The 19,920-nt window shown below is 67.8% G+C and carries 22 protein-coding genes; 6 read left to right on the top strand and 16 right to left on the bottom strand.

From position 1 onward, the window contains the following. The first annotated feature begins 112 nt into the window (after window positions 1-112). Complete coding sequence (locus ACO07Z_RS03480) at window positions 113-808, top strand: alpha/beta hydrolase (RefSeq protein ID WP_421697418.1); 696 nt, start codon at window positions 113-115, stop codon at window positions 806-808. Between the two features lie 256 nt (window positions 809-1,064). Here the strand turns inward: ACO07Z_RS03480 and ACO07Z_RS03475 are convergent, their stop codons facing one another. The 6 genes from ACO07Z_RS03475 to ACO07Z_RS03450 all read right to left on the bottom strand — a co-directional run bounded on the left by ACO07Z_RS03475 (window position 1,065) and on the right by ACO07Z_RS03450 (window position 6,185). Further along, window positions 1,065-1,406, bottom strand: coding sequence for a hypothetical protein (locus ACO07Z_RS03475; RefSeq protein ID WP_421697417.1), 342 nt, complete (start codon window positions 1,404-1,406; stop codon window positions 1,065-1,067). 208 nt (window positions 1,407-1,614) lie between these two features. Continuing rightward, window positions 1,615-2,610, bottom strand: a complete 996-nt coding sequence (glpX, locus tag ACO07Z_RS03470) for a class II fructose-bisphosphatase (protein WP_244377021.1) — start codon at window positions 2,608-2,610, stop codon at window positions 1,615-1,617. Between the two features lie 13 nt (window positions 2,611-2,623). Further along, a complete protein-coding gene (locus ACO07Z_RS03465; RefSeq protein WP_421697416.1) occupies window positions 2,624-3,943 on the bottom strand; it encodes a homoserine dehydrogenase in 1,320 nt (439 codons plus the stop codon). A 58-nt stretch (window positions 3,944-4,001) separates the two neighbouring features. Beyond that, window positions 4,002-5,219 carry an LL-diaminopimelate aminotransferase gene (locus ACO07Z_RS03460; RefSeq protein WP_421697415.1) on the bottom strand — a complete coding sequence of 406 codons (1,218 nt, stop codon included), beginning with the start codon at window positions 5,217-5,219 and terminating at the stop codon, window positions 4,002-4,004. Between the two features lie 135 nt (window positions 5,220-5,354). Further along, window positions 5,355-5,741, bottom strand: a complete 387-nt coding sequence (locus tag ACO07Z_RS03455) for a hypothetical protein (RefSeq protein WP_421697414.1) — start codon at window positions 5,739-5,741, stop codon at window positions 5,355-5,357. 93 nt (window positions 5,742-5,834) lie between these two features. After that, window positions 5,835-6,185, bottom strand: a complete 351-nt coding sequence (locus tag ACO07Z_RS03450) for a hypothetical protein (protein ID WP_421697413.1) — start codon at window positions 6,183-6,185, stop codon at window positions 5,835-5,837. Window positions 6,186-6,444: 259 nt separating this feature from the next. Between ACO07Z_RS03450 and phaC the strand changes: the two genes are divergently transcribed. Together phaC and ACO07Z_RS03440 are read left to right on the top strand one after the other, a co-directional pair. Then, the gene (gene phaC, locus ACO07Z_RS03445) at window positions 6,445-8,178 is read left to right on the top strand and encodes a class I poly(R)-hydroxyalkanoic acid synthase (RefSeq protein WP_421697878.1); all 1,734 of its coding nucleotides are present in this window, start codon (window positions 6,445-6,447) and stop codon (window positions 8,176-8,178) included. 51 nt (window positions 8,179-8,229) lie between these two features. Next, entirely contained in the window at window positions 8,230-8,970 is a 741-nt protein-coding gene (locus ACO07Z_RS03440) for a class I SAM-dependent methyltransferase (RefSeq protein WP_421697412.1), read from the top strand. Window positions 8,971-8,988: 18 nt separating this feature from the next. Here the strand turns inward: ACO07Z_RS03440 and argC are convergent, their stop codons facing one another. Beyond that, window positions 8,989-10,044 (bottom strand): N-acetyl-gamma-glutamyl-phosphate reductase, encoded by a 1,056-nt coding sequence (gene argC / locus ACO07Z_RS03435; RefSeq protein WP_421697411.1) that lies wholly within the window; start codon window positions 10,042-10,044, stop codon window positions 8,989-8,991. Window positions 10,045-10,245: 201 nt separating this feature from the next. Between argC and ACO07Z_RS03430 the strand changes: the two genes are divergently transcribed. Beyond that, window positions 10,246-10,530 carry a hypothetical protein gene (locus tag ACO07Z_RS03430; RefSeq protein WP_421697410.1) on the top strand — a complete coding sequence of 95 codons (285 nt, stop codon included), beginning with the start codon at window positions 10,246-10,248 and terminating at the stop codon, window positions 10,528-10,530. Between the two features lie 114 nt (window positions 10,531-10,644). Further along, on the top strand, window positions 10,645-12,678 hold the full coding sequence (gene parE, locus ACO07Z_RS03425; RefSeq protein WP_421697409.1) for a DNA topoisomerase IV subunit B: 2,034 nt from the start codon (window positions 10,645-10,647) through the stop codon (window positions 12,676-12,678). An 8-nt stretch (window positions 12,679-12,686) separates the two neighbouring features. Here the strand turns inward: parE and ACO07Z_RS03420 are convergent, their stop codons facing one another. Then, window positions 12,687-13,316: a LysE family translocator gene (locus ACO07Z_RS03420; protein ID WP_421697408.1), complete on the bottom strand. Its 630-nt coding sequence runs from the start codon at window positions 13,314-13,316 to the stop codon at window positions 12,687-12,689. A gap of 5 nt (window positions 13,317-13,321) precedes the next feature. Then, entirely contained in the window at window positions 13,322-13,804 is a 483-nt protein-coding gene (locus ACO07Z_RS03415) for a GreA/GreB family elongation factor (protein WP_421697407.1), read from the bottom strand. Between the two features lie 219 nt (window positions 13,805-14,023). Between ACO07Z_RS03415 and ACO07Z_RS03410 the strand changes: the two genes are divergently transcribed. After that, the gene (locus tag ACO07Z_RS03410; RefSeq protein WP_421697406.1) at window positions 14,024-15,631 is read left to right on the top strand and encodes a DEAD/DEAH box helicase; all 1,608 of its coding nucleotides are present in this window, start codon (window positions 14,024-14,026) and stop codon (window positions 15,629-15,631) included. Here ACO07Z_RS03410 and ACO07Z_RS03405 read toward each other — a convergent pair. From ACO07Z_RS03405 to ACO07Z_RS03375, 7 genes are all read right to left on the bottom strand, one after another. Then, window positions 15,618-16,520 carry a mechanosensitive ion channel domain-containing protein gene (locus tag ACO07Z_RS03405; RefSeq protein WP_421697405.1) on the bottom strand — a complete coding sequence of 301 codons (903 nt, stop codon included), beginning with the start codon at window positions 16,518-16,520 and terminating at the stop codon, window positions 15,618-15,620. The genes ACO07Z_RS03410 and ACO07Z_RS03405 overlap by 14 nt on opposite strands. A 90-nt stretch (window positions 16,521-16,610) precedes the next feature. Further along, window positions 16,611-16,961: a TfoX/Sxy family protein gene (locus ACO07Z_RS03400; protein ID WP_421697404.1), complete on the bottom strand. Its 351-nt coding sequence runs from the start codon at window positions 16,959-16,961 to the stop codon at window positions 16,611-16,613. Between the two features lie 16 nt (window positions 16,962-16,977). Next, window positions 16,978-17,334, bottom strand: coding sequence for a HesB/IscA family protein (locus ACO07Z_RS03395; protein WP_421697877.1), 357 nt, complete (start codon window positions 17,332-17,334; stop codon window positions 16,978-16,980). Window positions 17,335-17,490: 156 nt separating this feature from the next. Next, on the bottom strand, window positions 17,491-17,736 hold the full coding sequence (locus tag ACO07Z_RS03390; RefSeq protein WP_421697403.1) for a hypothetical protein: 246 nt from the start codon (window positions 17,734-17,736) through the stop codon (window positions 17,491-17,493). A gap of 55 nt (window positions 17,737-17,791) precedes the next feature. Beyond that, window positions 17,792-18,223, bottom strand: coding sequence for a VOC family protein (locus ACO07Z_RS03385; RefSeq protein ID WP_421697402.1), 432 nt, complete (start codon window positions 18,221-18,223; stop codon window positions 17,792-17,794). Beyond that, complete coding sequence (locus ACO07Z_RS03380; RefSeq protein ID WP_421697401.1) at window positions 18,220-18,594, bottom strand: SUF system Fe-S cluster assembly protein; 375 nt, start codon at window positions 18,592-18,594, stop codon at window positions 18,220-18,222. The genes ACO07Z_RS03385 and ACO07Z_RS03380 overlap by 4 nt, the downstream gene beginning before the upstream one ends. After that, complete coding sequence (locus ACO07Z_RS03375) at window positions 18,591-19,841, bottom strand: cysteine desulfurase (protein WP_421697400.1); 1,251 nt, start codon at window positions 19,839-19,841, stop codon at window positions 18,591-18,593. The genes ACO07Z_RS03380 and ACO07Z_RS03375 overlap by 4 nt, the downstream gene beginning before the upstream one ends. Window positions 19,842-19,920 lie beyond the last annotated feature (79 nt).

The raw sequence follows: 19,920 nt of genomic DNA, 5'->3' as shown, positions 1-19,920 counted from the left end.
CCACGGCCGCGACGCTGCAAAGCCCCGGCCGGCCATGCCTGCCCTGCGCCGCTTTCATGAGGCGCGCCGGCCACGGCTTGCGCCGGCGCGCCGGCCCATTATGGTGCGCGCCATGCTGAACCTGTCCCTGCTCGGTCGCCTCGCCTTCACCCATGCTGCGCCGTTGAAGCCCGCGCTGCCGCCCGGCCGGCACGATCTCGGCCTGTTCGAGACTCGCGACGCGGTGCTGATCGTGCCGGAGGGCATCGACCCCGCCCGCCCGACGCCGCTGGTGACGCTTTTTCATGGCGGCGGCGGCAGCGCCGAGAAGATCCTGCCGATGCTGCGCCGGCACGCCGAGACGCGCGGCTTCCTGCTGCTTGTGCCGCAATCGCTGTTGCCGACCTGGGACATCGTGATCGCCGGCAACGGGCCGGACCTGGAGCGGCTCGATACGGCGCTGGCCGAGGTGGCGGCGCGCTTTGCGCTCGACCCCACCCATTTCGCCTTTGCCGGCCATTCCGACGGCGGCAGCTATTCGCTCTCCACCGGGCTGAGCAATGGGCGGATCGTCACCCATATCCTCGCCTTCTCCGCCGGCTTCATGACCGTGCTGGCGCAGGAAGGCGCGCCCAAGGTGTTCATCGCCCACGGCCAGAACGACACCCAGACGCCGATCGCGACCGCCGGCCGCTCACACGCCGCCAAGCTGCGCCCGGCGGGCTATGAGCTGACCTATATCGAGCACCCCGGCCCGCACGCCTCGCAGCCGGACATGGTGCAGCTCGGCGTCGACTATTTCCTGAAGGACGTGGCAAAGGCGGGATGAGCGGCCCCGCTACCGCGTCATGCCGGACAGCCGAAGGCTGACGCAGGATCGCAAGCCGGTCCCGGGCGATACCGGCTCTCCGCTGCACTTCGGCCGGGACGACGGGCAGGTGGCACGGAAGGCCGGCCCGCGCGAAGACGGAAGCGGCCCAAAGAAAAGGCCGGCAAGATGCCGGCCTTTCCGCAGTATATGCGCAGCCTTAGAGTGCGATCCGATCAGCTCGCGACGCGAGCGGGTCGGCGCGTGCTCTCGTGGCTCACGCCACCTTCTTCGCGGTCTTGGCGATCTCGGCGACTTCGCCCTCATAGGTCGCGACCTTGGCGGCGAACTCGGCCGGGCTGGCCTTCAGCGCGGCCTTCACATCAGACGCCCAGGTGGTGTTGCGCAGGGTGAAGGTGTTGGTGGCCGAGGAGCCGTACTTCTTCGAGAACGCCACGTTCAGCTTGAACGGGATCGGCTCGGAAGCGAGATAGTTGGTGGTCGGGTGCTCCTTCACGAAAGCCGTATAGGCCTCGGCGACCTCCTGGTACTTCTCGGCGGCGATCAGCGCGTCGATCTGGGACAGCAGGGGCGGAAGCAGCGAATGAGGAGCGGTCATGATGGGTCGTTCCCTTGGCAATTGGCTTGGCGTTCGGGTGCGGGGCGCCCCTGACGGGCGCGCCTCGGCACCGCTCTGGTATACAGCACACCGAGCCGACGCCAAAGCGCCCAGTTGATGCCGTGGGGGTGCCGGCTCGCGCGCCCCGGGCGAAATGAAAACGGGGCGCCTGAGCGCCCCGTCCGCGTGTCATCCGCGTCGCAAAAGCTCAGCCGAGATGGAACTTGGAGAGGTCGCGATGCTCGGCCTCGATCCAGCGCACCGTCCCGGTGGCGGAGCGCATGACGACGGTGTGGGTCTTCACCACGCCCTTCTCATACTTCACGCCCTTGAGCAGATTGCCGGTGGTCACGCCCGTGGCCGCGATCAGGCAGTCGCCGCGCACCATGTCGGTGATGGTGTAGATCTTCTTGGGGTCGGTGACGCCCATCTTCTTGGCGCGCTCGCGCTTGGCCTCGCTGTCGAGGATGAGGCGCGTGTACATCTCGCCGCCGATGCAGCGCAGCGCCGCCGCCGCCAGCACGCCCTCGGGCGCACCGCCGGTGCCGAGATAGATGTCGACGCCGGTCTCGTCCGGGTTGGTGGTGTGGATCACGCCGGCCACGTCACCATCGGTGATCAGTTGCACGGCGGCGCCGGTGCGGCGCACCGCCTCGATGATCGCGGCATGGCGCGGACGGTCGAGGATCAGCGCGCTGATCTCCGAGGGCTTCACGCCCTTGGCCTTCGCCAGCGACTGAATGTTGTCCTCGGGGCTGGCGTCGATGTCGATCGTGCCCTTGGGGTAGCCGGGGCCGATGGCGATCTTGTCCATGTAGACGTCGGGCGCGTAGAGCATGGTGCCACCCTCGGCCATCGCCATCACAGCGATGGAGCCGGGCATGTTCTTGGCGCAGAGCGTGGTGCCTTCCAGCGGGTCGACGGCGATATCCACCGCCGGCCCCTTGCCGGTGCCGACTTCCTCGCCGATGAACAGCATCGGCGCCTCGTCGCGCTCACCTTCGCCGATCACGATACGGCCGGCGATGGGCAGGCGGTTCAATTCGCGGCGCATGGCGTCCACCGCCGCCTTGTCCGCCGCCTTTTCGTCGCCCCGGCCGCGAAGGCTGGCCGACGCCACCGCCGCCCGCTCGGTGACCCGCACCAGTTCGAGCGTCAGAATGCGCTCCAGCACCTGGTCTTCTTTGACCGTGATCCCCGACATCGTCCGTGCCCCCTCAGTCCTTCTCGATCCGTATCACCTGCGGCGGCGAGGCGATGACGCCATCGATTTCGATGGCGGAAATCGCGCGGCGCACCGCGTCCTCATTGGTGGCGTAGGTGATCAGCACAACCGGTGCCGGATCCTCCGCGCTCTCCGCCCGGTCGCCCCCATGGGGACGGCCGCGACGGTGCTGCATTATGGACTCGAGCGAGATGTTCTGCTCGGCCATATGGCGGGCAATGGCGGCGGCCGTTCCCGGCCGGTCAACCGCGGCGAGGCGAATGTAATAGCCACCTTCATGACGCCGGATAGCAGCCTTTTCCGCCGGCTGCAGGCTCTCGGCCGTCCAGCCGAAGGGCGCGCCGGCCTTGCCGGCGGCGGCGTCGCAGAGATCGGCCACCACCGCCGAGGCGGTGGCGTCGCCACCGGCGCCCGGCCCGACGAGAGTGAGCGCCACCGCATCGCCGTCGATCGCCACGGCATTGGTGACGCCCGAGACCTGCGCGATCGGCCAATGCTTCGGCACCATGGTCGGGTGCACGCGCAGTTCCACCTGGGCACCGATGCGGGCGGCGACGCCGAGCAGCTTGATGCGATAGCCGAGCTCGTCCGCCGCCTCGATATCGGCCAGCGTGATCGAGCGGATGCCCTCGATATGGATCGCCTCCGGGTCCGGCTTCACGCCGAAGGCCAGCGAGGCGAGCAAAGCGAGCTTGTGGGCGGTGTCGAAGCCGTCGACATCGAAGGTCGGGTCGGCCTCGGCATAGCCGAGCTGCTGCGCCTGATCGAGGCAGGTGTCGAAGGACAGCCCCTCTTCCTGCATCCGGGTGAGGATGTAGTTGCAGGTGCCGTTGAGAATGCCGGAGACGCGGGCGATCTCGTTGCCGAGCAGCGCCTCGCGCAGGGTCTTGATGACGGGAATGCCGCCGGCGACCGCCGCCTCGAAATGAATGGCGACGCCCGCCGCTTCCGCCGCGCGGGCCAGTTCCACGCCGTGATGGGCGAGCAGCGCCTTATTGGCGGTGACGATGGAGTGGCCGGCGGCGATCGCCGTCTCGACCGCCGTCTTGGCGATGCCGTCCGGCCCGCCAATCAGTTCGACGAACACGTCGATCTCGGGGTCGCGCGCCAGTTCGACCGCGTCGTCGTACCAGCGCAGGCCGGTAAGGTCGCAGTCCCGGTTGCGCGAACGGTCGCGGGCGCTGACAGCCACCACTTCGACCGGCCGTCCCACCCGCGCGGCAATCGCTTCCGCGCGGCGGGCCAGCATGCGCACCACACCCGCGCCGACCGTACCGAGGCCGGCGATGCCAATTTTCAGCGGCGGCGCCATTATGTGTCCGAACTCAACAAACGTTCCGATTGCGGCGCCGCCCGAAAGGGCCGGGCCTTTAGCGCGCCGCGGCGAGAGGGACGACGTTGTGCAATGTTTCCGCGCCGGTTTCAAGGAAGCGGCGGATGTTGCGCGCGGCCTGGCGGATGCGCTGCTCATTCTCCACAAGGGCGATACGCACATACTCGTCGCCATGCTCGCCGAAGCCGACACCCGGCGCGACGGCGACATCCGCCTTCTCGATCAGCAGCTTGGAGAATTCGAGGCTGCCGAGATGACGGAACTTCGGCGGAATCGGCGCCCAGGCGAACATGGAGGCGGTGGGCACGGGAATTTCCCAGCCCGCCTTGCCGAAACTGTCCACCAGCGCGTCGCGGCGCTTCTTGTAGACGCTACGCATCTCGGCAATGCACTCCTGCGGCCCGTTCAGCGCGGCGGTGGCCGCCACCTGGATCGGGGTGTAGGCGCCATAGTCGAGATAGGACTTCACCCGTGCCAGCGCCGCGATCAGCCGGTCATTGCCGACCGCGAAGCCCATGCGCCAGCCGGCCATGGAGAAGGTCTTGGACATGGACGTGAACTCCACCGTCACGTCCATCGCGCCCGGCACCTGCAGCACGGACGGGGGCGGGTTGTCGTCGAAATAGACCTCGGAATAGGCGAGGTCGGAGAGCACGATCAGATCGTGCTTCTTCGCGAAGGCGACGACATCGCGGTAGAAATCGAGGTCCGCCACCTGCGCGGTGGGGTTCGAGGGATAGCAGAGCACCAGCGCCAGCGGCGAGGGAATCGAATGCGCCACCGCGCGCTCCAGCGCGTGGAAGAACTCCGGGCCAGGCTCGCAGGGCACGGAACGGATCGCCGCGCCAGCCATCAGGAAGCCGAAGGCGTGGATGGGATAGCTGGGATTCGGCACCAGGATCACGTCGCCGGGGGCGGTGATGGCCTGCGCCATATTGGCGAAGCCTTCCTTGGAGCCGAGCGTCGCCACCACTTGAGTGTCGGGGTTCAGCTTCACCCCGAAACGGCGCTCGTAATAGGCCGCCTGGGCGCGGCGCAGGCCGGGAATGCCCTTGGAGGCGGAATAACGGTCGGTGCGCGGGCGGCCGATCGTCTCCTTGAGCTTTTCAACCACATGGTCCGGGGCATCGAGGTCCGGATTGCCCATGCCGAGATCGACGATGTCGGCACCGCCATTGCGGGCGGTAGCCTTCACGCGGTTGACCTGCTCGAACACGTAAGGCGGCAGCCGGCGAATGCGATGGAAATCGGTCATGGGTCTCAAGCTCCAGGCCGCCCCGTTCCTAGGAGACGGCGTCACGCGCGCTTCATATCACCTCTCGCGCGCCCGCACAGCGAGGGATGTCAGCCTAAAGGGGCAGAAGGAAGGTATTCGCGCTGCCCGTCGCGCCTACTGGCCGGCCTGCCCGTCCTGCCCGTCCTCGATCTGGCGGAGCATCTCCTTCTCGCGCTGGCTGGCGAGATTTTCGAGGTTCTTCTGCACGGCCTGCTGCTGCTGCGGTGTCATCACCGGCCGGTCGCCAATCTGTGCCGGCGCGCCGAAGGTCGGATAGGCCGGCTCCGGCAGCTTCTGCCGACCGGCGGGAGTCGTCGCGGCCCGCGACGAATCCGCCGAGGCCGCCGCCGATTCGCCCGAACCGGAGGTCGCCGCCGCGCCGGAGCCACTGGTGGACCTTTCCAGCGAAGCGCAGCCGGCGAGCGCAAGCGCGGCGCCGGCGAGAAGAAATGTGCGCGCGGCGGACCTGCCGCCCTGCCTGCCCTGACCGTGATCCACCATGCCCTCCCCTCAGGCGTCGGCCATCTTCCGCTGCCGCGCGGAACCGGCCGTTACGCACTCGCTAGCACCGGATGGCGCGTCTATTATGGCCACCTATGAACGTACCAACCCGCGGGGACAAGCGGTGAGCAGCCGACGCAGCAGATCGATACCGTCCGCCCCGGCAAAATCCACGCCGGCAAAAACGAGTGAGGCGCAGCGCACGGCGCCGACCGACGCGCCGGCACCTCCGCCGAAGCCGGCGGCGCGCAAGCGGGTGACCAAGACGGCCGCGGCCCCGCACCCGACCGTTGCCGCACCGGCGGCAGCGCCAAAAGCGTCGGCCCCGGACGTAGCAGCGAAGAGCCCGGCGGCGAAGAGGTCGGCGGCGAAGCGCCCGGCGCAGCCCAAGGTGGTGATCGAGAAGCCCGCGGCCTCCACACCGGCGCGGAAGTCTGCGAGCAAGAAGGCGCCCGCTCCCGTCGCCGCCGAACCGCCCGCGCCCCGCGCGCGCCCGGTGAAGGTTGCACCCGCCGCGCCGAAGCAGGCTCCCGCAACGCCGCCGCTGGCACCCAAGGCGCCGGAAGCGGCGGCCCCGCCCACCCAGGCCGAACCGGCTCCCTCGAAGCCCTCGCTGTCCAAACCGGCCCCGGAAGCCGCCGCGCCGGAGACGCCACGCCCCGGCGCGATCGACCTCGAAGCCTTCGCCGCCAATCTGGCGCGGATGATGGAGGAAGGTGGGCGCGCCATGGCCGCCTATCTGCGCCCGCGCGAGGAAGGGCGCATTCGCGACGATGTGGCGGAAGAACTGACCGAGGTCGCCAAGACCATCGGCAATGTCGCGGAATACTGGCTTGCCGATCCGCAGCGCACGGTGGAAGCGCAATCCCGGCTGATCGGCGGCTATCTCGAACTCTGGACCACGGCGCTGAAGCGGCTCGGCGGCGAGAAGACCCGGCCGGTGGTGGAGCCCGCCACCCGCGACTCGCGCTTCGCCGACCCGGAATGGAACTCCAACCCGTTCTTCGATGCGCTGAAGCAGGCCTATCTCCTCACCGCCAACTGGGCGGCGGACATGGTCGAGGAAGCCGAGATCGACGCCCGCACCAAGCACAAGGCGGAGTTCTATGTGCGCCAGATCGCCGGCGCGGTCTCGCCCTCCAATTTCGTGCTGACCAATCCGGAACTGCTGCGCACCACGCTCGCCTCGAATGGCGAGAATCTCGTGCGCGGCATGAAGATGCTGGCCGAGGACATCGAGGCCGGCGGCGGCGACCTGAAGATCCGCCAGACCGACGATTCCAAGTTCCGGGTGGGCGAGAATCTCGCGGTCACGCCCGGCAAGGTGATTTTCCAGAACGAGCTGATGCAGCTCATCCAGTACACGCCGCAGACCGAAAGCGTGCTGGCGACGCCGGTGGTGATCATCCCGCCCTGGATCAACAAATTCTACGTGCTGGACCTGACGGCGGAGAAATCCTTCGTGCGCTGGGCGGTGGAAAGCGGGCTAACCGTGTTCATGGTGTCCTGGGTCAATCCAGGCCCGGAACTCGCGGCCAAGGGCTTCGAGGACTACATGAAGGACGGTGTGCTCACCGCCTTCGAGGTGGCGAAGAAGACGGCAGGCTCCAAGGACTTCCACGCGGTGGGCTATTGCGTCGGCGGCACCATGCTGGCGATGACGCTGGCCTGGCTGGCGGCTACGGGCACCAAGCCCGGCCTCGCCAGCGCGACTTTCCTCACCACCCAGGTCGACTTCACCTATGCCGGCGACCTCAAAGTGTTCATCGACGAGGAGCAGGTCGCCAGCCTCGAACGCAAGATGCTGGAAGCGGGGGTGATGGAAGGCAGCAAGATGGCCAACGCCTTCAATATGCTGCGCGCCAATGATCTCATCTGGCCCTATGTGGTGAACAATTATCTGAAGGGTCAGGCACCGTTCCCGTTCGACATTCTCTACTGGAATTCGGATTCGACCCGGCTGCCGGCCGCCAACCATTCCTTCTATCTGCGCAACTGCTACCTCGACAACAAGCTGGCGCAAGGTCGGCTGATGCTCGCCGGCAAAACGCTCGACCTCACGGCGATCGACGTGCCGATGTACAGCGTGGCGACGCGCGAGGACCACATCGCCCCGGCCGCCTCGGTCTTTCTCGGCCTGCAGAAATACCGCACCCCCGGCCGCTTCGTGCTGGCCGGCTCCGGCCACATTGCTGGCGTCATCAACCCGCCCGCGCGGGGCAAGTACCAGTACTGGACCGGCGGACCGGCGGCGGGGACGCTGGAAGACTGGATCGCCAAGGCGGAGATGCATCCCGGCTCCTGGTGGCCGGACTGGCGCGGCTGGATCGAGGAACGCGGCAGCGCGCGCGTGGCCGGCAGCACCCGCATCCCGGGCGAAGGTCCGTACAAGGCGATCGAGGACGCGCCGGGCAGCTATGTGAAGGTGCGCTCATGAGGCGCCGTGGCGCCCTCTCCCCGTTTCCAGCCCCCTCCTTCAGGCGCCGCCATGTATGATTTCGAGTGGCACAAGTCGCATGGCCGGCAGACCTCCCGCTCGGCGGAAATCGTCATCGCGCTGCTGCGCGCGTTTCATGATCCGACATCGGTGCTCGATGTCGGCTGCGGCGACGGGCGATGGCTTGCGGGCTTTCCGGCGGGCACGGACATTGTCGGTCTCGATGGGCCGTGGACGGACCAGAGCCGCCTGCTGATCCCCACTGAGAGCTTCCGCATCGCCGACCTTGAGTCCCGCCTCGACCTCGGCCGGCGTTTCGATCTGGCGGTCAGCCTGGAAGTGGCGGAACATGTCAGTGCGGAGTGCGCGCGGCAATTCGTCGACAATCTCACACGCCACGCCGACATCGTCCTGTTCGGCGCCGCCATCCCCTATCAAGGCGGCTTCCGCCATATCAACGAACGCTGGCAATCCTATTGGGCAGCGCTGTTCGACGCCCAGGGCTACCACTTGTTCGACCCGTTTCGCGGGCAGATCTGGGACCTGCCGGAGGTCAGCTTCTGGTACAAGCAGAACATGCTGCTCTATGTCCGGCGCTCGCGGGGTGAACTGATCGACCGGGTGCAAACCTATATCCGCGAACAGCGGGTCAACCAGCTGCCGGTCGATATCGTTCACCCTGAACGCTACGAGGCGATCGCCTCCTACGATCAGATCGCCTTCAAGCCGCTACTCCGGCGACTGCCGGCCCGCACGCTGGGCAAGGCTTACAGCCTGCTGCGGCGTGGCTGACCGGCCCTCGCCGGTCGCTTACGGGAACAGCGCGATCTGCTCCAGGCCCAGCGTCTCGGGATAGCCGAGCACGAGGTTCATGTTCTGCACCGCCTGGCCCGACGCGCCCTTCACCAGATTGTCTGTGGTGGAGATCACGATCACCCGGTCCGGCGCGCGGTCCTTCACCACGCCGATGAACGCCATGTTGGAGCCCTTGACGAAGCGCGACTGCGGTACCTGGCCGAGCGGCAGCACATGCACGAAGGGCTCGTTCTTGTAGAAGTCCGCCAGCACCCGGTGCACGCCTTCCGCCCCGACGCCGGCGCCGGTCTTGAGGTAGATGGTGGCATAGATGCCGCGCGTCATCGGCACCAGATGCGGCGTGAAGCTCGGGGCCACGCTGCGGCCGGCGGCCTTGGAGAATTCCTGGTCGAGTTCCGCCATGTGGCGGTGGCCGCCGACGCCATAAGCGTGCATGCCCTCCGTCACCTCGGTGAACAGCAGGTTCTCCTTCGCCGAACGCCCCGCCCCGGTGACGCCGCTCTTGGCGTCGATGACGATGTGCTCGGGCTCGATGGCGCCGGCCTCGATCAGCGGCACCACCGGCAGGATGGCCGTGGTGGTGTAGCAGCCGGGATTGGCGACCAGCCGCGCCTTGCGGATGTCGTCGCGGTAGAGCTCGACCACGCCGTAGACCGCTTCCTGCTGCAATTCCAGCGCCTGGTGCGGGTGGCCGTACCAGCGCTCATAGGCGCCATCGTCGCGCAGCCGGAAATCGGCGGAGAGATCGACCACCTTCACATGCGGCGCAGTCTCGAACACGTTCTTGATCACGAGCTGCGTGGTGCCGTGCGGCAGGGCGCAGAAGACGAGGTCTACGTCCTTCCACGCCACCTCGTCGATGGTGATGAGGTCCGGCAGCTTGAACGGGGCGAATTGCGGGAACACATCCGCCACCGCCTGCCCGGCCTTGCGGTCGGCGGTCAGCGCGACGATCTCGACGCGGGGATGGCGCAGCAGCAGGCGCAGCAGTTCCGAGCCGGTGTAGCCCGAGGCCCCGAGGATGGCGATCCGCGCCTTGCTGTCCGTCATGGTGGCGACCCTTCCTGCTGGCGCGCCCGCCGTGACGAGCCGGGGACGCGCATGGAGCTGCGCCCTTACACCTTTCGCATGTCCGACGAAAGACAAGAGCAGCCCCGGCTGGCGCATGGCGGCTGCGCGCGTCGGGCGGGAACCGGATGGAAGCGCCGCCGCTTCTCCTCCGGCCTCTCCTCGGACAGCAGGAGCCCCGCCATGAACGATCCCCTCGCCTGGTTTGAAACCGGCCTCGCCATGACCCGGCTCGGCATGGACATGCAGGTGGTGATCACTGAGCGGCTCACACGCCTCGCGCGGGGCGACGCCGCTGCCGGCGTCGAGGCGATGCGGATGGTCACGGAGAAGACGCTGGCGCTGGGCGAGGTCAATGCGCGGCTTATGAAGGCGGCGGCGGCCGGCCGGCTGGGTGCGGTCGGGCCGGAGATCGTCGCGCTGTACGGCGCCAAGGTGCGCGCCAATCGCAAGCGGCTGAAGCGCTGAGCCGCCAGCGCGCATGGCGCCCATGTTCACGGAGCGTTCCGGTTTCGCGCTGGCGCTGTCATAGTGCTAAGGAAACCGAATCGGTTCCTGACCCTGACGAGACCGCCCGCGCCCATGTCGAATTCTGACGACCTCTTCGCCGCTGTTCCCGCCCCGCGTCCGCGTGCGAGCGCACGCCCCGCCGCGCCGCGCGAGAGCACGCCCGGCGAGGCCGGCTACACGGCTGCCGATATCGAGGTGCTGGAAGGCTTGGAGCCGGTGCGGCGCCGGCCGGGCATGTATATTGGCGGCACGGACGAGAAGGCGCTCCACCACCTCTTCGCCGAAGTGGTCGACAATTCGATGGACGAGGCCGTGGCCGGCCATGCCAGCTTCATCGAGGTGGAACTGACCGAGGACGGCTTCCTCACCGTCACCGACAATGGGCGCGGCATCCCGATCGAGGAACACCCGAAATATCCCGGCAAGTCGGCGCTGGAGGTCATCCTCACCACGCTGCACGCGGGCGGCAAGTTCGACAGCAAGGTCTACGAGACCTCCGGCGGCCTGCACGGCGTCGGCGTCTCCGTGGTCAACGCGCTGTCGGACGTGCTGGTGGTGGAAGTGGCACGCGGGCAGACGCTGTACCGCCAGACCTATTCGCGCGGTGTGCCCCAGGGCGCCATCCAGGAAGTCGGACGCATCCTCAACCGCCGCGGCACACGGGTGAGCTTTCATCCCGACGCGCAGATCTTCGGCGAGAATGCCCGCTTCAAGCCGGCCCGCGTGTTCAAGATGGCCCGCTCAAAGGCCTATCTGTTCGGTGGGGTGGAGATCCGCTGGAGCTGCGACGCCTCGCTCGTCGCCGGCACCGACATCCCTGACAAGGCGGTGTTCCGCTTCCCCGGCGGCCTGCGCGACTATCTCGCGGCCGACATCGAGGGCCACACGCTGGTCCATCCCGACATCTTCTCCGGCAAGACCCAGCGCCCCGGCGGCCATGGCTCGGCGGAATGGGCGGTGGCCTGGCTGGGCGATGCCGATGGCAGCATCTCCTCCTATTGCAACACCATCCCCACCGCCGAGGGCGGCACGCATGAGACCGGCCTGCGCGCGGTGCTGCTGAAGGGCCTGCGCGACCATGCCGAGCGCACCGGCGCGGCCAAGCGCGCCGCCATCGTCACCGCCGACGACGTGATGGCCGGCTGCGCCGCCATGCTCTCGGTGTTCGTGCGCGAGCCGGAATTCCAGGGCCAGACCAAGGAGAAGCTGGCCACTGCCGAGGCCACCCGCATCGTCGAGGCGGCGCTGCGCGACCCGTTCGACCACTGGCTCGGCGGCAACCCGGCGCAGGCCAACCGCCTGCTCGACTGGGTGGTCGAGCGCGCCGAAGAGAGGCTGCGCCGCCGCCAGGAAAAGGAAATCTCCCGCAAGACCGCCGTGCGCAAGCTGCGCCTGCCGGGCAAGCTGGCCGACTGCTCGAACAATTCGGCGGCGGGCTCCGAGCTTTTCATCGTTGAAGGCGATTCGGCCGGTGGCTCGGCCAAGCAGGCGCGCGAGCGCCAGACCCAGGCGGTGCTGCCGCTTCGCGGTAAAATCCTCAACGTCGCCAGCGCCGGGCGGGACAAGCTCGCCGCCAACCAGCAGCTCGGCGACCTCGTGCAGGCGCTCGGTGCCGGCACCGGGGCGCAGTATCGCGAGGAAGATCTGCGCTATGAGCGGGTCATCATCATGACCGACGCCGATGTCGACGGCGCGCACATCGCCTCGCTGCTCGTCACCTTCTTCTACCGGCAGATGCCGAAGCTGATCGAGAACGGGCATCTCTTCCTCGCCGTGCCGCCGCTCTACCGCATCAGCCAGGGCGCGAAGACGCTCTATGCCCGCGACGAGGCGCATCGCGACGAATTGCTGCGCACGGAATTCTCCGGGCGCGGCAAGGTCGAGATCGGCCGCTTCAAGGGCCTTGGCGAAATGATGCCGGCTCAGCTGAAGGAAACCACTATGAGCCGCAAGACGCGCACCTTGCTGCGCGTCACCGTGGAGGAGGCCGAGCGCGCGGCCACGGCCGATATTGTCGAGCGGCTGATGGGCAACAAGCCGGAAAGCCGCTTCACCTTCATCTCCGAGCGCGCCGCCTTCGCCAGCGAGGAATTGCTGGATATCTGAGCGGAGTTCTAGCGCCGCTCAAAGGCGAGGCGGGCCGCCAGGCTGAGAAAGATGAGGCCGGTGAGGCGCTGAAAACCGCGGGCGATCCGCTCGCGCGTCCGCAGCCAGCCGCCGATCCCGCCGGCGAAGCCGCCGACCAGCGCGTTCACCACCGTGCCGCCGGCATTGAACACCGTGCCGAGCAGCAGGAACTGCAGAAAGCCCGAGCCGCGCGCGGGATCCACGAATTGCGGCAGGAAAGCGAGGATGAACACCGCGACCTTCGGGTTCAGCACATTCACCAACACCGCCTCGCGGAAGGCACGCCAGGGCGTGTGCCGGCGTCCCTGCCCCGGCTCCAGAACCAGACCGGGGCTGCGCAGCGCCTGCACCGCGAGCCAGACGAGATAGACGACCCCGACCCAGCGCAGCACATCGAACGCGCCGGGATGCGCGGCGAGCAGCGCCGCAAGGCCGAGCGCGGCGGCCAACACATGGATGAAGCCGCCGGCGGCGATGCCGAAGCTGGCGGCGATGCCGGCGCGGGGGCCGGACTTCATCCCCTGGCCGAGGCAGAACATCATGTCGTTGCCGGGCGTGAGATTCAGCGCCAGCGCCGCCGGGACGAAGAGCAGCAGCGTTTCCAGCGAAACCGGCATGGCGTTCACCCCTCCACCGGCTCGGGACGCGGGTCGACGGCGACGATGTCCATGACCCCGCCCGGCAGCGTCACCTCGTCGCCGATCCATTTGCCGGTCAGCGCGCGCGCCACCGGCGACACCCAGCCGATACGGCCCAGCGCCGGATCGGCCTCGTCCTCGCCGACGATGCGGAAGGTGCGGCGGCCGCCCTTCTCATCCTCCAGCGTCACCGCCATGCCGAAGGTGATGGCCTCGCCCTCCTGCGGCGGGTCCACCGGCTCGGCATTGGCACGGCGCGCCGACCAGTAGCGCAACTCGCGCGAGGCGGCGGCCACGGCATCGCGCTCGCCCCGGGCGCCAGCGGCAGACAGTGCCTCGCGCTGGCGGGCGATTTCCGCGTCGATCTGTGCCAGGCCCCGGCGGGTCACGAGATTGCGATTCGGGCTGACGGGCCGTTCGGGGAGCGTATCCGCGCCGCTGTCTTCTTTCACGAAAGCGCGGCTCATCGCGCGACCTGCCTTCCCCTGCGGGGCCGCGCCGGGCCGGAACATGCCGAAAAGCCCTTGACAGCGGCCGAATACGTTGACTTTCCGAGCGTTATGCCTATGGTGCAACGCGTCGTCATACCATATCCGACTGAGGCGCTCCGCGCGACGACGATGCAACCATCCCCGGTTACGGCTCGGGGGTTCGGTGTGCGGTGCGCAGCCGCAGAATTGATCCAGATGCCTTTTAACGAACTGGGCCTGAGCGACAAGGTGCTCGCGGCCGTTGCCGATACCGGCTACACCGAGCCGACGCCGATCCAGGCGCAGGCCATTCCGCATGTGCTCGCGCGCCGCGATGTGCTGGGCCTCGCGCAGACGGGCACCGGCAAGACCGCCGCCTTCACCCTGCCGATGCTGACCCTGCTGGAGCAGGGGCGCGCCCGGGCCCGCATGCCGCGCACGCTGATCCTCGAACCCACGCGCGAACTCGCGGCGCAGGTCGAAGAGAACTTCACGCGCTACGGCAAGAACCACAAGCTGAACGTCGCCCTGCTGATCGGCGGCGTGTCCTTCGGCGACCAGGATGCCAAGCTGCTGCGCGGCGTCGATATCCTCATCGCCACGCCGGGCCGGCTGCTCGACCATGTGGAGCGCGGCCGACTGCCGCTCTCGGGCATCGAGATCCTCGTCATCGACGAAGCCGACCGCATGCTCGACATGGGCTTCATCCCGGACATTGAGCGCGTGTGTAAGCTGGTGCCGTTCACCCGCCAGACGCTGTTCTTCTCCGCGACCATGCCGCCGGAAATCCAGCGTCTCGTCGCGCAGTTCCTGTCGAACCCGGTGCAGATCGAGGCCTCTCGCCCCTCCTCCACCGCCTCGACCATCACCCAGTTGCTGGTCGCCTCCCCCAAGGAGGATTTCGCCAAGCGCGAAGTGCTGCGTGGGCTGATCGACAGCGCCGAGAACCTGCAGAACGGCATCATCTTCTGCAACCGCAAGAGCGAAGTCGCGATCGTTCACAAATCGCTGCTGCGCCACGGCTACAAGGCTGTGTGCCTGCATGGCGACATGGACCAGCGCTCGCGCATGCAGGCGCTCGACCAGTTCCGCACCGGCGAGGCCACGCTGCTCGTGGCCTCCGACGTTGCCGCGCGCGGGCTCGACATTCCCGCCGTGAGCCATGTGTTCAACTACGACACGCCGCATCACGCGGAAGATTATGTGCATCGCATCGGCCGCACCGGCCGCGCCGGGCGTGCAGGCGCGGCCTTCACCATCGTCACCTCGGCCGATTCAAAGTCGCTGGCGGCGATCGAGAAGCTGATCGGCCGTCCGATCGACTGGAAGGACGGCGCCGGGCTCGATACCGTGCCGGCAGTCGAGACGCGCGCCCGGCCGAGCCGTGATAAGACGAGCCGCGAGAAGCCCGCGCGCGAGAAGGGCCGTGGCGGCCGCAATCGCGAGCGGGAAGATGGCGGCGAGAGCCGTGGCGCCCGTCCCGCCCGCCGCCGCGAGGCCGAGCCGGCCAGCGCGCCGGTCGAGGCCGTGGAGACGACGGTCGCGGCTGAGGCTCCGGCCAAGCCCGCGCGTCGTCGGTCCCGGCCGGCCGAGGCGGAAGCCGCTCCGGCCGCCGTCGCGCCTGCCGCTTCGCCCGTAGCTGCCTCGGCTCCGGCGAACGCCCCGCGTGGGCGTGGCCGCGAGAAGACGGCCCCCGCTCCGGCGCGGGCGCCGGTCACCCCGCTCACGCATCGCCGGCCCGACCGGGCGCCGATGGACGAGCCGGCGGACACTTCGCACCTCCCGGCCTTCCTGCTGCGGCCGGTGAAGATCAAGGCCGGCTGAACGGCTCGCCGGCCTTGGGCTGCGGCAGGGCGGAAGCGGCTTCCGCCTGATCCGCCGGCTTCGCCGCGCGCACACGCCGCGGCGATGACGCGGCTGGCGCCTCCATCGGCGCGACCGGCGCGCGGGTAATTCCGCGCAGATGCTTGATCAGGTCGCCCCGCACGCCACCGGCATCGCCCGACGCGGCCCAGCCGGAGAAGCCGATCTCCACCCGGTCCAGCGCCATTTTGGCGATGGAGGCGGATGGCCCGGGTTCCTTCGACACACGCGGGTCGTTCTTCAGGAAGGCCAGGCCCTTTTCCATCACGCCCTCGATGTCGCTATCCGGCTTCAGTTCCAGCGCGAAGCTGAAGCTGCGGGCGCCATAAACCGAGCGGTTGATGATCGGCGAACCCCACACCCGGCCGTTCGGCATCAGCACCTGCACATTGTCGCCGGCGGCGAGTTCGGTGGTGAACAGGGTTATGGCCTTCACCGTGCCGCTTTGCCCGCCGACCTCGACGGAATCGCCGACCTTGAACGGACGGAACAGCAGCAGCATCACCCCGGCGGCGACATTGGACAGCGTGCCCTGCAGGGCGAGGCCCACCGCCAGCGAGGTGGCGCCCAGCACCGCGATCAGGCTGGTGGTTTGGATGCCGAAGCGTTGCAGCACGGCGAGCCCGACGAACACCAGCACGGTGTAACGGGCGAGGCTTGAGAGGAAGCCGATAATGGTCGGGTCGACACGATGCGTGGCGTTCAGCGCGCGGGTCACCAGCCGGTCCACCACGCTCGCCAGCCACCAGCCGATGACCAGCAGAGCGACGGCATAGAGAATGTTCAGCCCGTAAAGGACGATGAGGTCGCCGAGCCCGTTCAGGCCGCCATAGCTGTCGAGATCCATCATTTATCGCTCCGTGCGCGTCCAGGAGCCCGGCACCGCCGGGACCTTCGGCAAACACGTGCGAAGCGGGCGGGTTCCCGCTGCGGGCATGTTTCAGCGCTGGCGGGAGCGACGCGGGGCGGCGGCAGCACCCGCCGCGCGGGCAATGGCTAGGGCACGATGGGCGAGCGCGGCGGCGAGTTCGCCATCGTCGAGCGCCGGTTCGGGCAGCGACCAATAGCCGACGCTTACCCGCCTGCCATCCTTGCGCGCATAGGTGAACCGTTCCGCTCCGGCGGCGGCGAGATCGGCGGCGAAGGCCGCGTCGGTTTTGAGATAGAGGCGCCCGTCGATGACGAGGCCGAACATCACGCCGTCGGCGTAAAGCCCCTGCCCGCCGAACAGGCGGCGGGTGCGCACGGGCCCGAAGGCGGCGAAGAGATCGGCAATGTCGGCCTCGTCCATCGCGCGACGCGAGGGATCAGGCGCTGGCGCCAGCGGTCTCGGGCCGTACAGGGGTGATAGCGACGGATTCGCCGCAGCCGCAGGCCGACGTCTGGTTCGGGTTGTTGAACACGAACTGGGCAGCGAACTTGTCCGCCTTGAAGTCCATTTCGGTGCCGAGAAGATAGAGGATCGCCTTGGGGTCGATCAGCACCTTCACGCCCTTGTCTTCGACCACCTCGTCGAACTTGCCCGCCTCTTCGGCGAACTCCATCGTGTATTCCATGCCGGCACAGCCGCCATTTTTGACGCCGATGCGAAGGCCGGCCACCGGCTTTTCCGAACGCGCGATCACCTGCCGCACGCGGTCGGCGGCGGCATCGGTCAAGGTCATCACCTTGGGGCGGGGGCGGGGTTGGGTCATGCTCACTGTCTCCACATCGACGCCGGTTCAAGGCCGGCGGATCGGTCAGCCTAATGTGGGGGATGCGCCGGGCTCCGGCAAGGGCGCTCCATCACTGCTGGCGAGCGAGCCAATGAACTTTGGCAATCACAGTCGATCTGCGGCCACGCCTAACATGACAATAACCCCGAAAAGTAGGAAGGAAATCAACCTGAGGTCCTGCCGAATATGAAGCTTGATCATAGCGTCGCGATTCAAGACATCAGAGCCGTCATAGATAGGCCGGTCGCGCTCATTTGCGCGACCGGCGAGATAGGCGATCAAGCTTGCAATAAATACTGCCGCTAGTGTCCACATAAACGCCCCACTTTCGTCCTGCGTGCCTGCAGACATGGGAACAGCCAACCTGCCACCCTGCTCCCTTAGCCTACGAGAGCAAGTAGAAGCGTCAATAGTTCGGCCAGAGCCCCGGCGTGGCGAGTTCGACCATGTGATGGTCGGGGTCGCGGAAATACAGGCTGACGCCGCCCCCCTTCCAGTTCACCCGGCCTTCCAGCGGCACCCGATGGGCGGCGAGATGCTGCTCCCAATGCGCCAGAGAACTTTCGGGGATCGCCAGCGCGTAATGCAGCGCACCGCTGCCGTCATGCGGCGGGATTGTGCCTTCCGCCATCACCACCGGCTCCCGCGTTGCGCCGCGCAGGAACAGCAGAAGCACGCTGCCCGGCCCGGCGCGATAGGCGCAGAAGCGGTCATCGGCGACCATCGGCTCCAGCCCCAGCACCCGCTCATAAAAGGCGCGGGCGCGGGGCATGTCGTCGACATAGAGGCCGGTTTCCAGAACGCCGGACAGCGGCGGCGCGACAGGGGTCTCGCTCACCACAGATTCAGCGCCAGCCGCGCCTCTTCCGACATCCGGCCCTGATCCCAGGGCGGATCGAAGGTGAGATTGACGGTGGCGCCGGCGACGCCGCCGACGCTGGCCACCGCGCCTTCCACCATGCCCGGCAGCTCCGCCGCCGAGGGGCAGTTGGGCGTGGTCAGGGTCATTTCCACGGCAACCTGGCGATCATCAGCGATGTCGACCTTGTAGATGAGGCCGAGCTCGTAGATGTCGACGGGGATTTCCGGGTCATAGATGGTCTTGAGCGCCGCGACGATGTCGTCGGTCAGGCGCTCAAGCTCCGCCTCCGGGATGGCGGCGTTCACGGCCGGGGTGTTCGGCGTGTCGGAGGTCTGGGCTTCGCTCATGCGAAAAGATCCTGAGCCTTGATGAGGGCGTCGGCGAGAATGTCGACTTCCTCATGCGTGTTATAGAGCGCGAACGACGCCCGGCACGTCGCCGTCACACCATATCGCCCCAGAAGCGGCATCGCGCAATGGGTGCCGGCACGCACCGCCACGCCGGCGCGGTCGATGACGGTGGCGATGTCGTGCGCATGCGCGCCCTTCACGTCGAAGGCGAAGATGGCGCCCTTGCCCGGCGCATCGCCATAGACCTGCACCGAATTGATCTGCGCCAGCCGCTCGCGGGCATAGGCGCCCAGCGACGCCTCATGCGCGGCGATGCGCTCGCGGCCAAGGCTTTCCAGATAGGCCAGCGCCGCGCCGAGCCCGATCGCCTGCACGATGGGCGGCGTCCCCGCCTCGAAGCGGTGCGGGGGCTCGCCATAGGTGACGCCCTCTTCGGTGACGGTGCGGATCATCTCACCGCCGCCCTCGTAAGGCGGCATCTTCTCCAGCAGCGCCCGCTTGCCATAGAGCAGGCCGATGCCGGTCGGCCCGTAGAGCTTGTGGCCGGTGACGGCGTAGAAATCGACATCGAGGTCGACCACGTCCACCGGCATGTGCACGGCGGCCTGCGAGCCGTCCACCACGACCAACGCGCCGACCTCATGGGCGAGGCGCGCGATCTCCTTGATCGGCGTCACGGTGCCGAGCACGTTCGACATATGGGTGATGGCGACGATCTTGGTCCGCTCGGTGAGCAGCGCCTTGAAAGCGTCGAGGTCGAAGGCGCCATCCTCGGTCACCGGCGCCCATTTGATCACCGCGCCCTTGCGCTCGCGCAGATAGTTCCACGGCACGATGTTGGAATGGTGCTCCATGATCGAGAGCACAATCTCGTCGCCTTCGCCGATCGACTGGCCGAGCGAGGAGGCGACAAGGTTGAGCGCGCCGGTGGCGGAGCGGGTGAAGATCACCTCGTCCAGCGTCGGGGCGTTGAGGAAGGCGCGGCAGCGCTCGCGGGCTTCCTCATAGGCCTCGGTCATCGCATTGGCGAGGAAGTGCAGGCCGCGATGAACGTTGGAATACTCGTTCTCATAGGCGAAGCGCATCCGGTCCAGCACCTGCACCGGCTTCTGCGCCGAGGCGGCATTGTCGAGATAGACCAGCGGCTTGCCGTAGACCTGCTTGGACAGGATGGGAAAATCCTGCCGCACGCGGGCAACGTCATAGGTGCCGTCGGTGACGGCGGGATGAAGGGTGATGGTCATCGGTCGACCTTTCTGGCGCCACACGGGCGAACATCCTTCGAGGCCGGCCCTTGGCCGGCGCCTCAGGATTACGTGGTGC

It is taken from the genome of Ancylobacter sp., from assembly GCF_965229075.1.
Classification (GTDB): domain Bacteria; phylum Pseudomonadota; class Alphaproteobacteria; order Rhizobiales; family Xanthobacteraceae; genus Ancylobacter.
This window is presented reverse-complemented; position numbering and strand designations above follow the sequence as displayed.

Excerpts from the sequence above, each read along its gene's own strand:
- ACO07Z_RS03480 (WP_421697418.1), top strand. The coding sequence starts at position 113 with ATGCTGAACCTGTCCCTGCTCGGTCGCCTCGCCTTCACCCATGCTGCG.
- ACO07Z_RS03475 (WP_421697417.1), bottom strand. The coding sequence starts at position 1,406 with ATGACCGCTCCTCATTCGCTGCTTCCGCCCCTGCTGTCCCAGATCGAC.
- glpX (WP_244377021.1), bottom strand. The coding sequence starts at position 2,610 with ATGTCGGGGATCACGGTCAAAGAAGACCAGGTGCTGGAGCGCATTCTG.
- ACO07Z_RS03465 (WP_421697416.1), bottom strand. The coding sequence starts at position 3,943 with ATGGCGCCGCCGCTGAAAATTGGCATCGCCGGCCTCGGTACGGTCGGC.
- ACO07Z_RS03460 (WP_421697415.1), bottom strand. The coding sequence starts at position 5,219 with ATGACCGATTTCCATCGCATTCGCCGGCTGCCGCCTTACGTGTTCGAG.
- ACO07Z_RS03455 (WP_421697414.1), bottom strand. The coding sequence starts at position 5,741 with ATGGTGGATCACGGTCAGGGCAGGCAGGGCGGCAGGTCCGCCGCGCGC.
- phaC (WP_421697878.1), top strand. The coding sequence starts at position 6,445 with ATGATGGAGGAAGGTGGGCGCGCCATGGCCGCCTATCTGCGCCCGCGC.
- ACO07Z_RS03440 (WP_421697412.1), top strand. The coding sequence starts at position 8,230 with ATGTATGATTTCGAGTGGCACAAGTCGCATGGCCGGCAGACCTCCCGC.
- argC (WP_421697411.1), bottom strand. The coding sequence starts at position 10,044 with ATGACGGACAGCAAGGCGCGGATCGCCATCCTCGGGGCCTCGGGCTAC.
- ACO07Z_RS03430 (WP_421697410.1), top strand. The coding sequence starts at position 10,246 with ATGAACGATCCCCTCGCCTGGTTTGAAACCGGCCTCGCCATGACCCGG.
- parE (WP_421697409.1), top strand. The coding sequence starts at position 10,645 with ATGTCGAATTCTGACGACCTCTTCGCCGCTGTTCCCGCCCCGCGTCCG.
- ACO07Z_RS03420 (WP_421697408.1), bottom strand. The coding sequence starts at position 13,316 with ATGCCGGTTTCGCTGGAAACGCTGCTGCTCTTCGTCCCGGCGGCGCTG.
- ACO07Z_RS03415 (WP_421697407.1), bottom strand. The coding sequence starts at position 13,804 with ATGAGCCGCGCTTTCGTGAAAGAAGACAGCGGCGCGGATACGCTCCCC.
- ACO07Z_RS03410 (WP_421697406.1), top strand. The coding sequence starts at position 14,024 with ATGCCTTTTAACGAACTGGGCCTGAGCGACAAGGTGCTCGCGGCCGTT.
- ACO07Z_RS03405 (WP_421697405.1), bottom strand. The coding sequence starts at position 16,520 with ATGATGGATCTCGACAGCTATGGCGGCCTGAACGGGCTCGGCGACCTC.
- ACO07Z_RS03400 (WP_421697404.1), bottom strand. The coding sequence starts at position 16,961 with ATGGACGAGGCCGACATTGCCGATCTCTTCGCCGCCTTCGGGCCCGTG.
- ACO07Z_RS03395 (WP_421697877.1), bottom strand. The coding sequence starts at position 17,334 with ATGACCTTGACCGATGCCGCCGCCGACCGCGTGCGGCAGGTGATCGCG.
- ACO07Z_RS03390 (WP_421697403.1), bottom strand. The coding sequence starts at position 17,736 with ATGTCTGCAGGCACGCAGGACGAAAGTGGGGCGTTTATGTGGACACTA.
- ACO07Z_RS03380 (WP_421697401.1), bottom strand. The coding sequence starts at position 18,594 with ATGAGCGAAGCCCAGACCTCCGACACGCCGAACACCCCGGCCGTGAAC.
- ACO07Z_RS03375 (WP_421697400.1), bottom strand. The coding sequence starts at position 19,841 with ATGACCATCACCCTTCATCCCGCCGTCACCGACGGCACCTATGACGTT.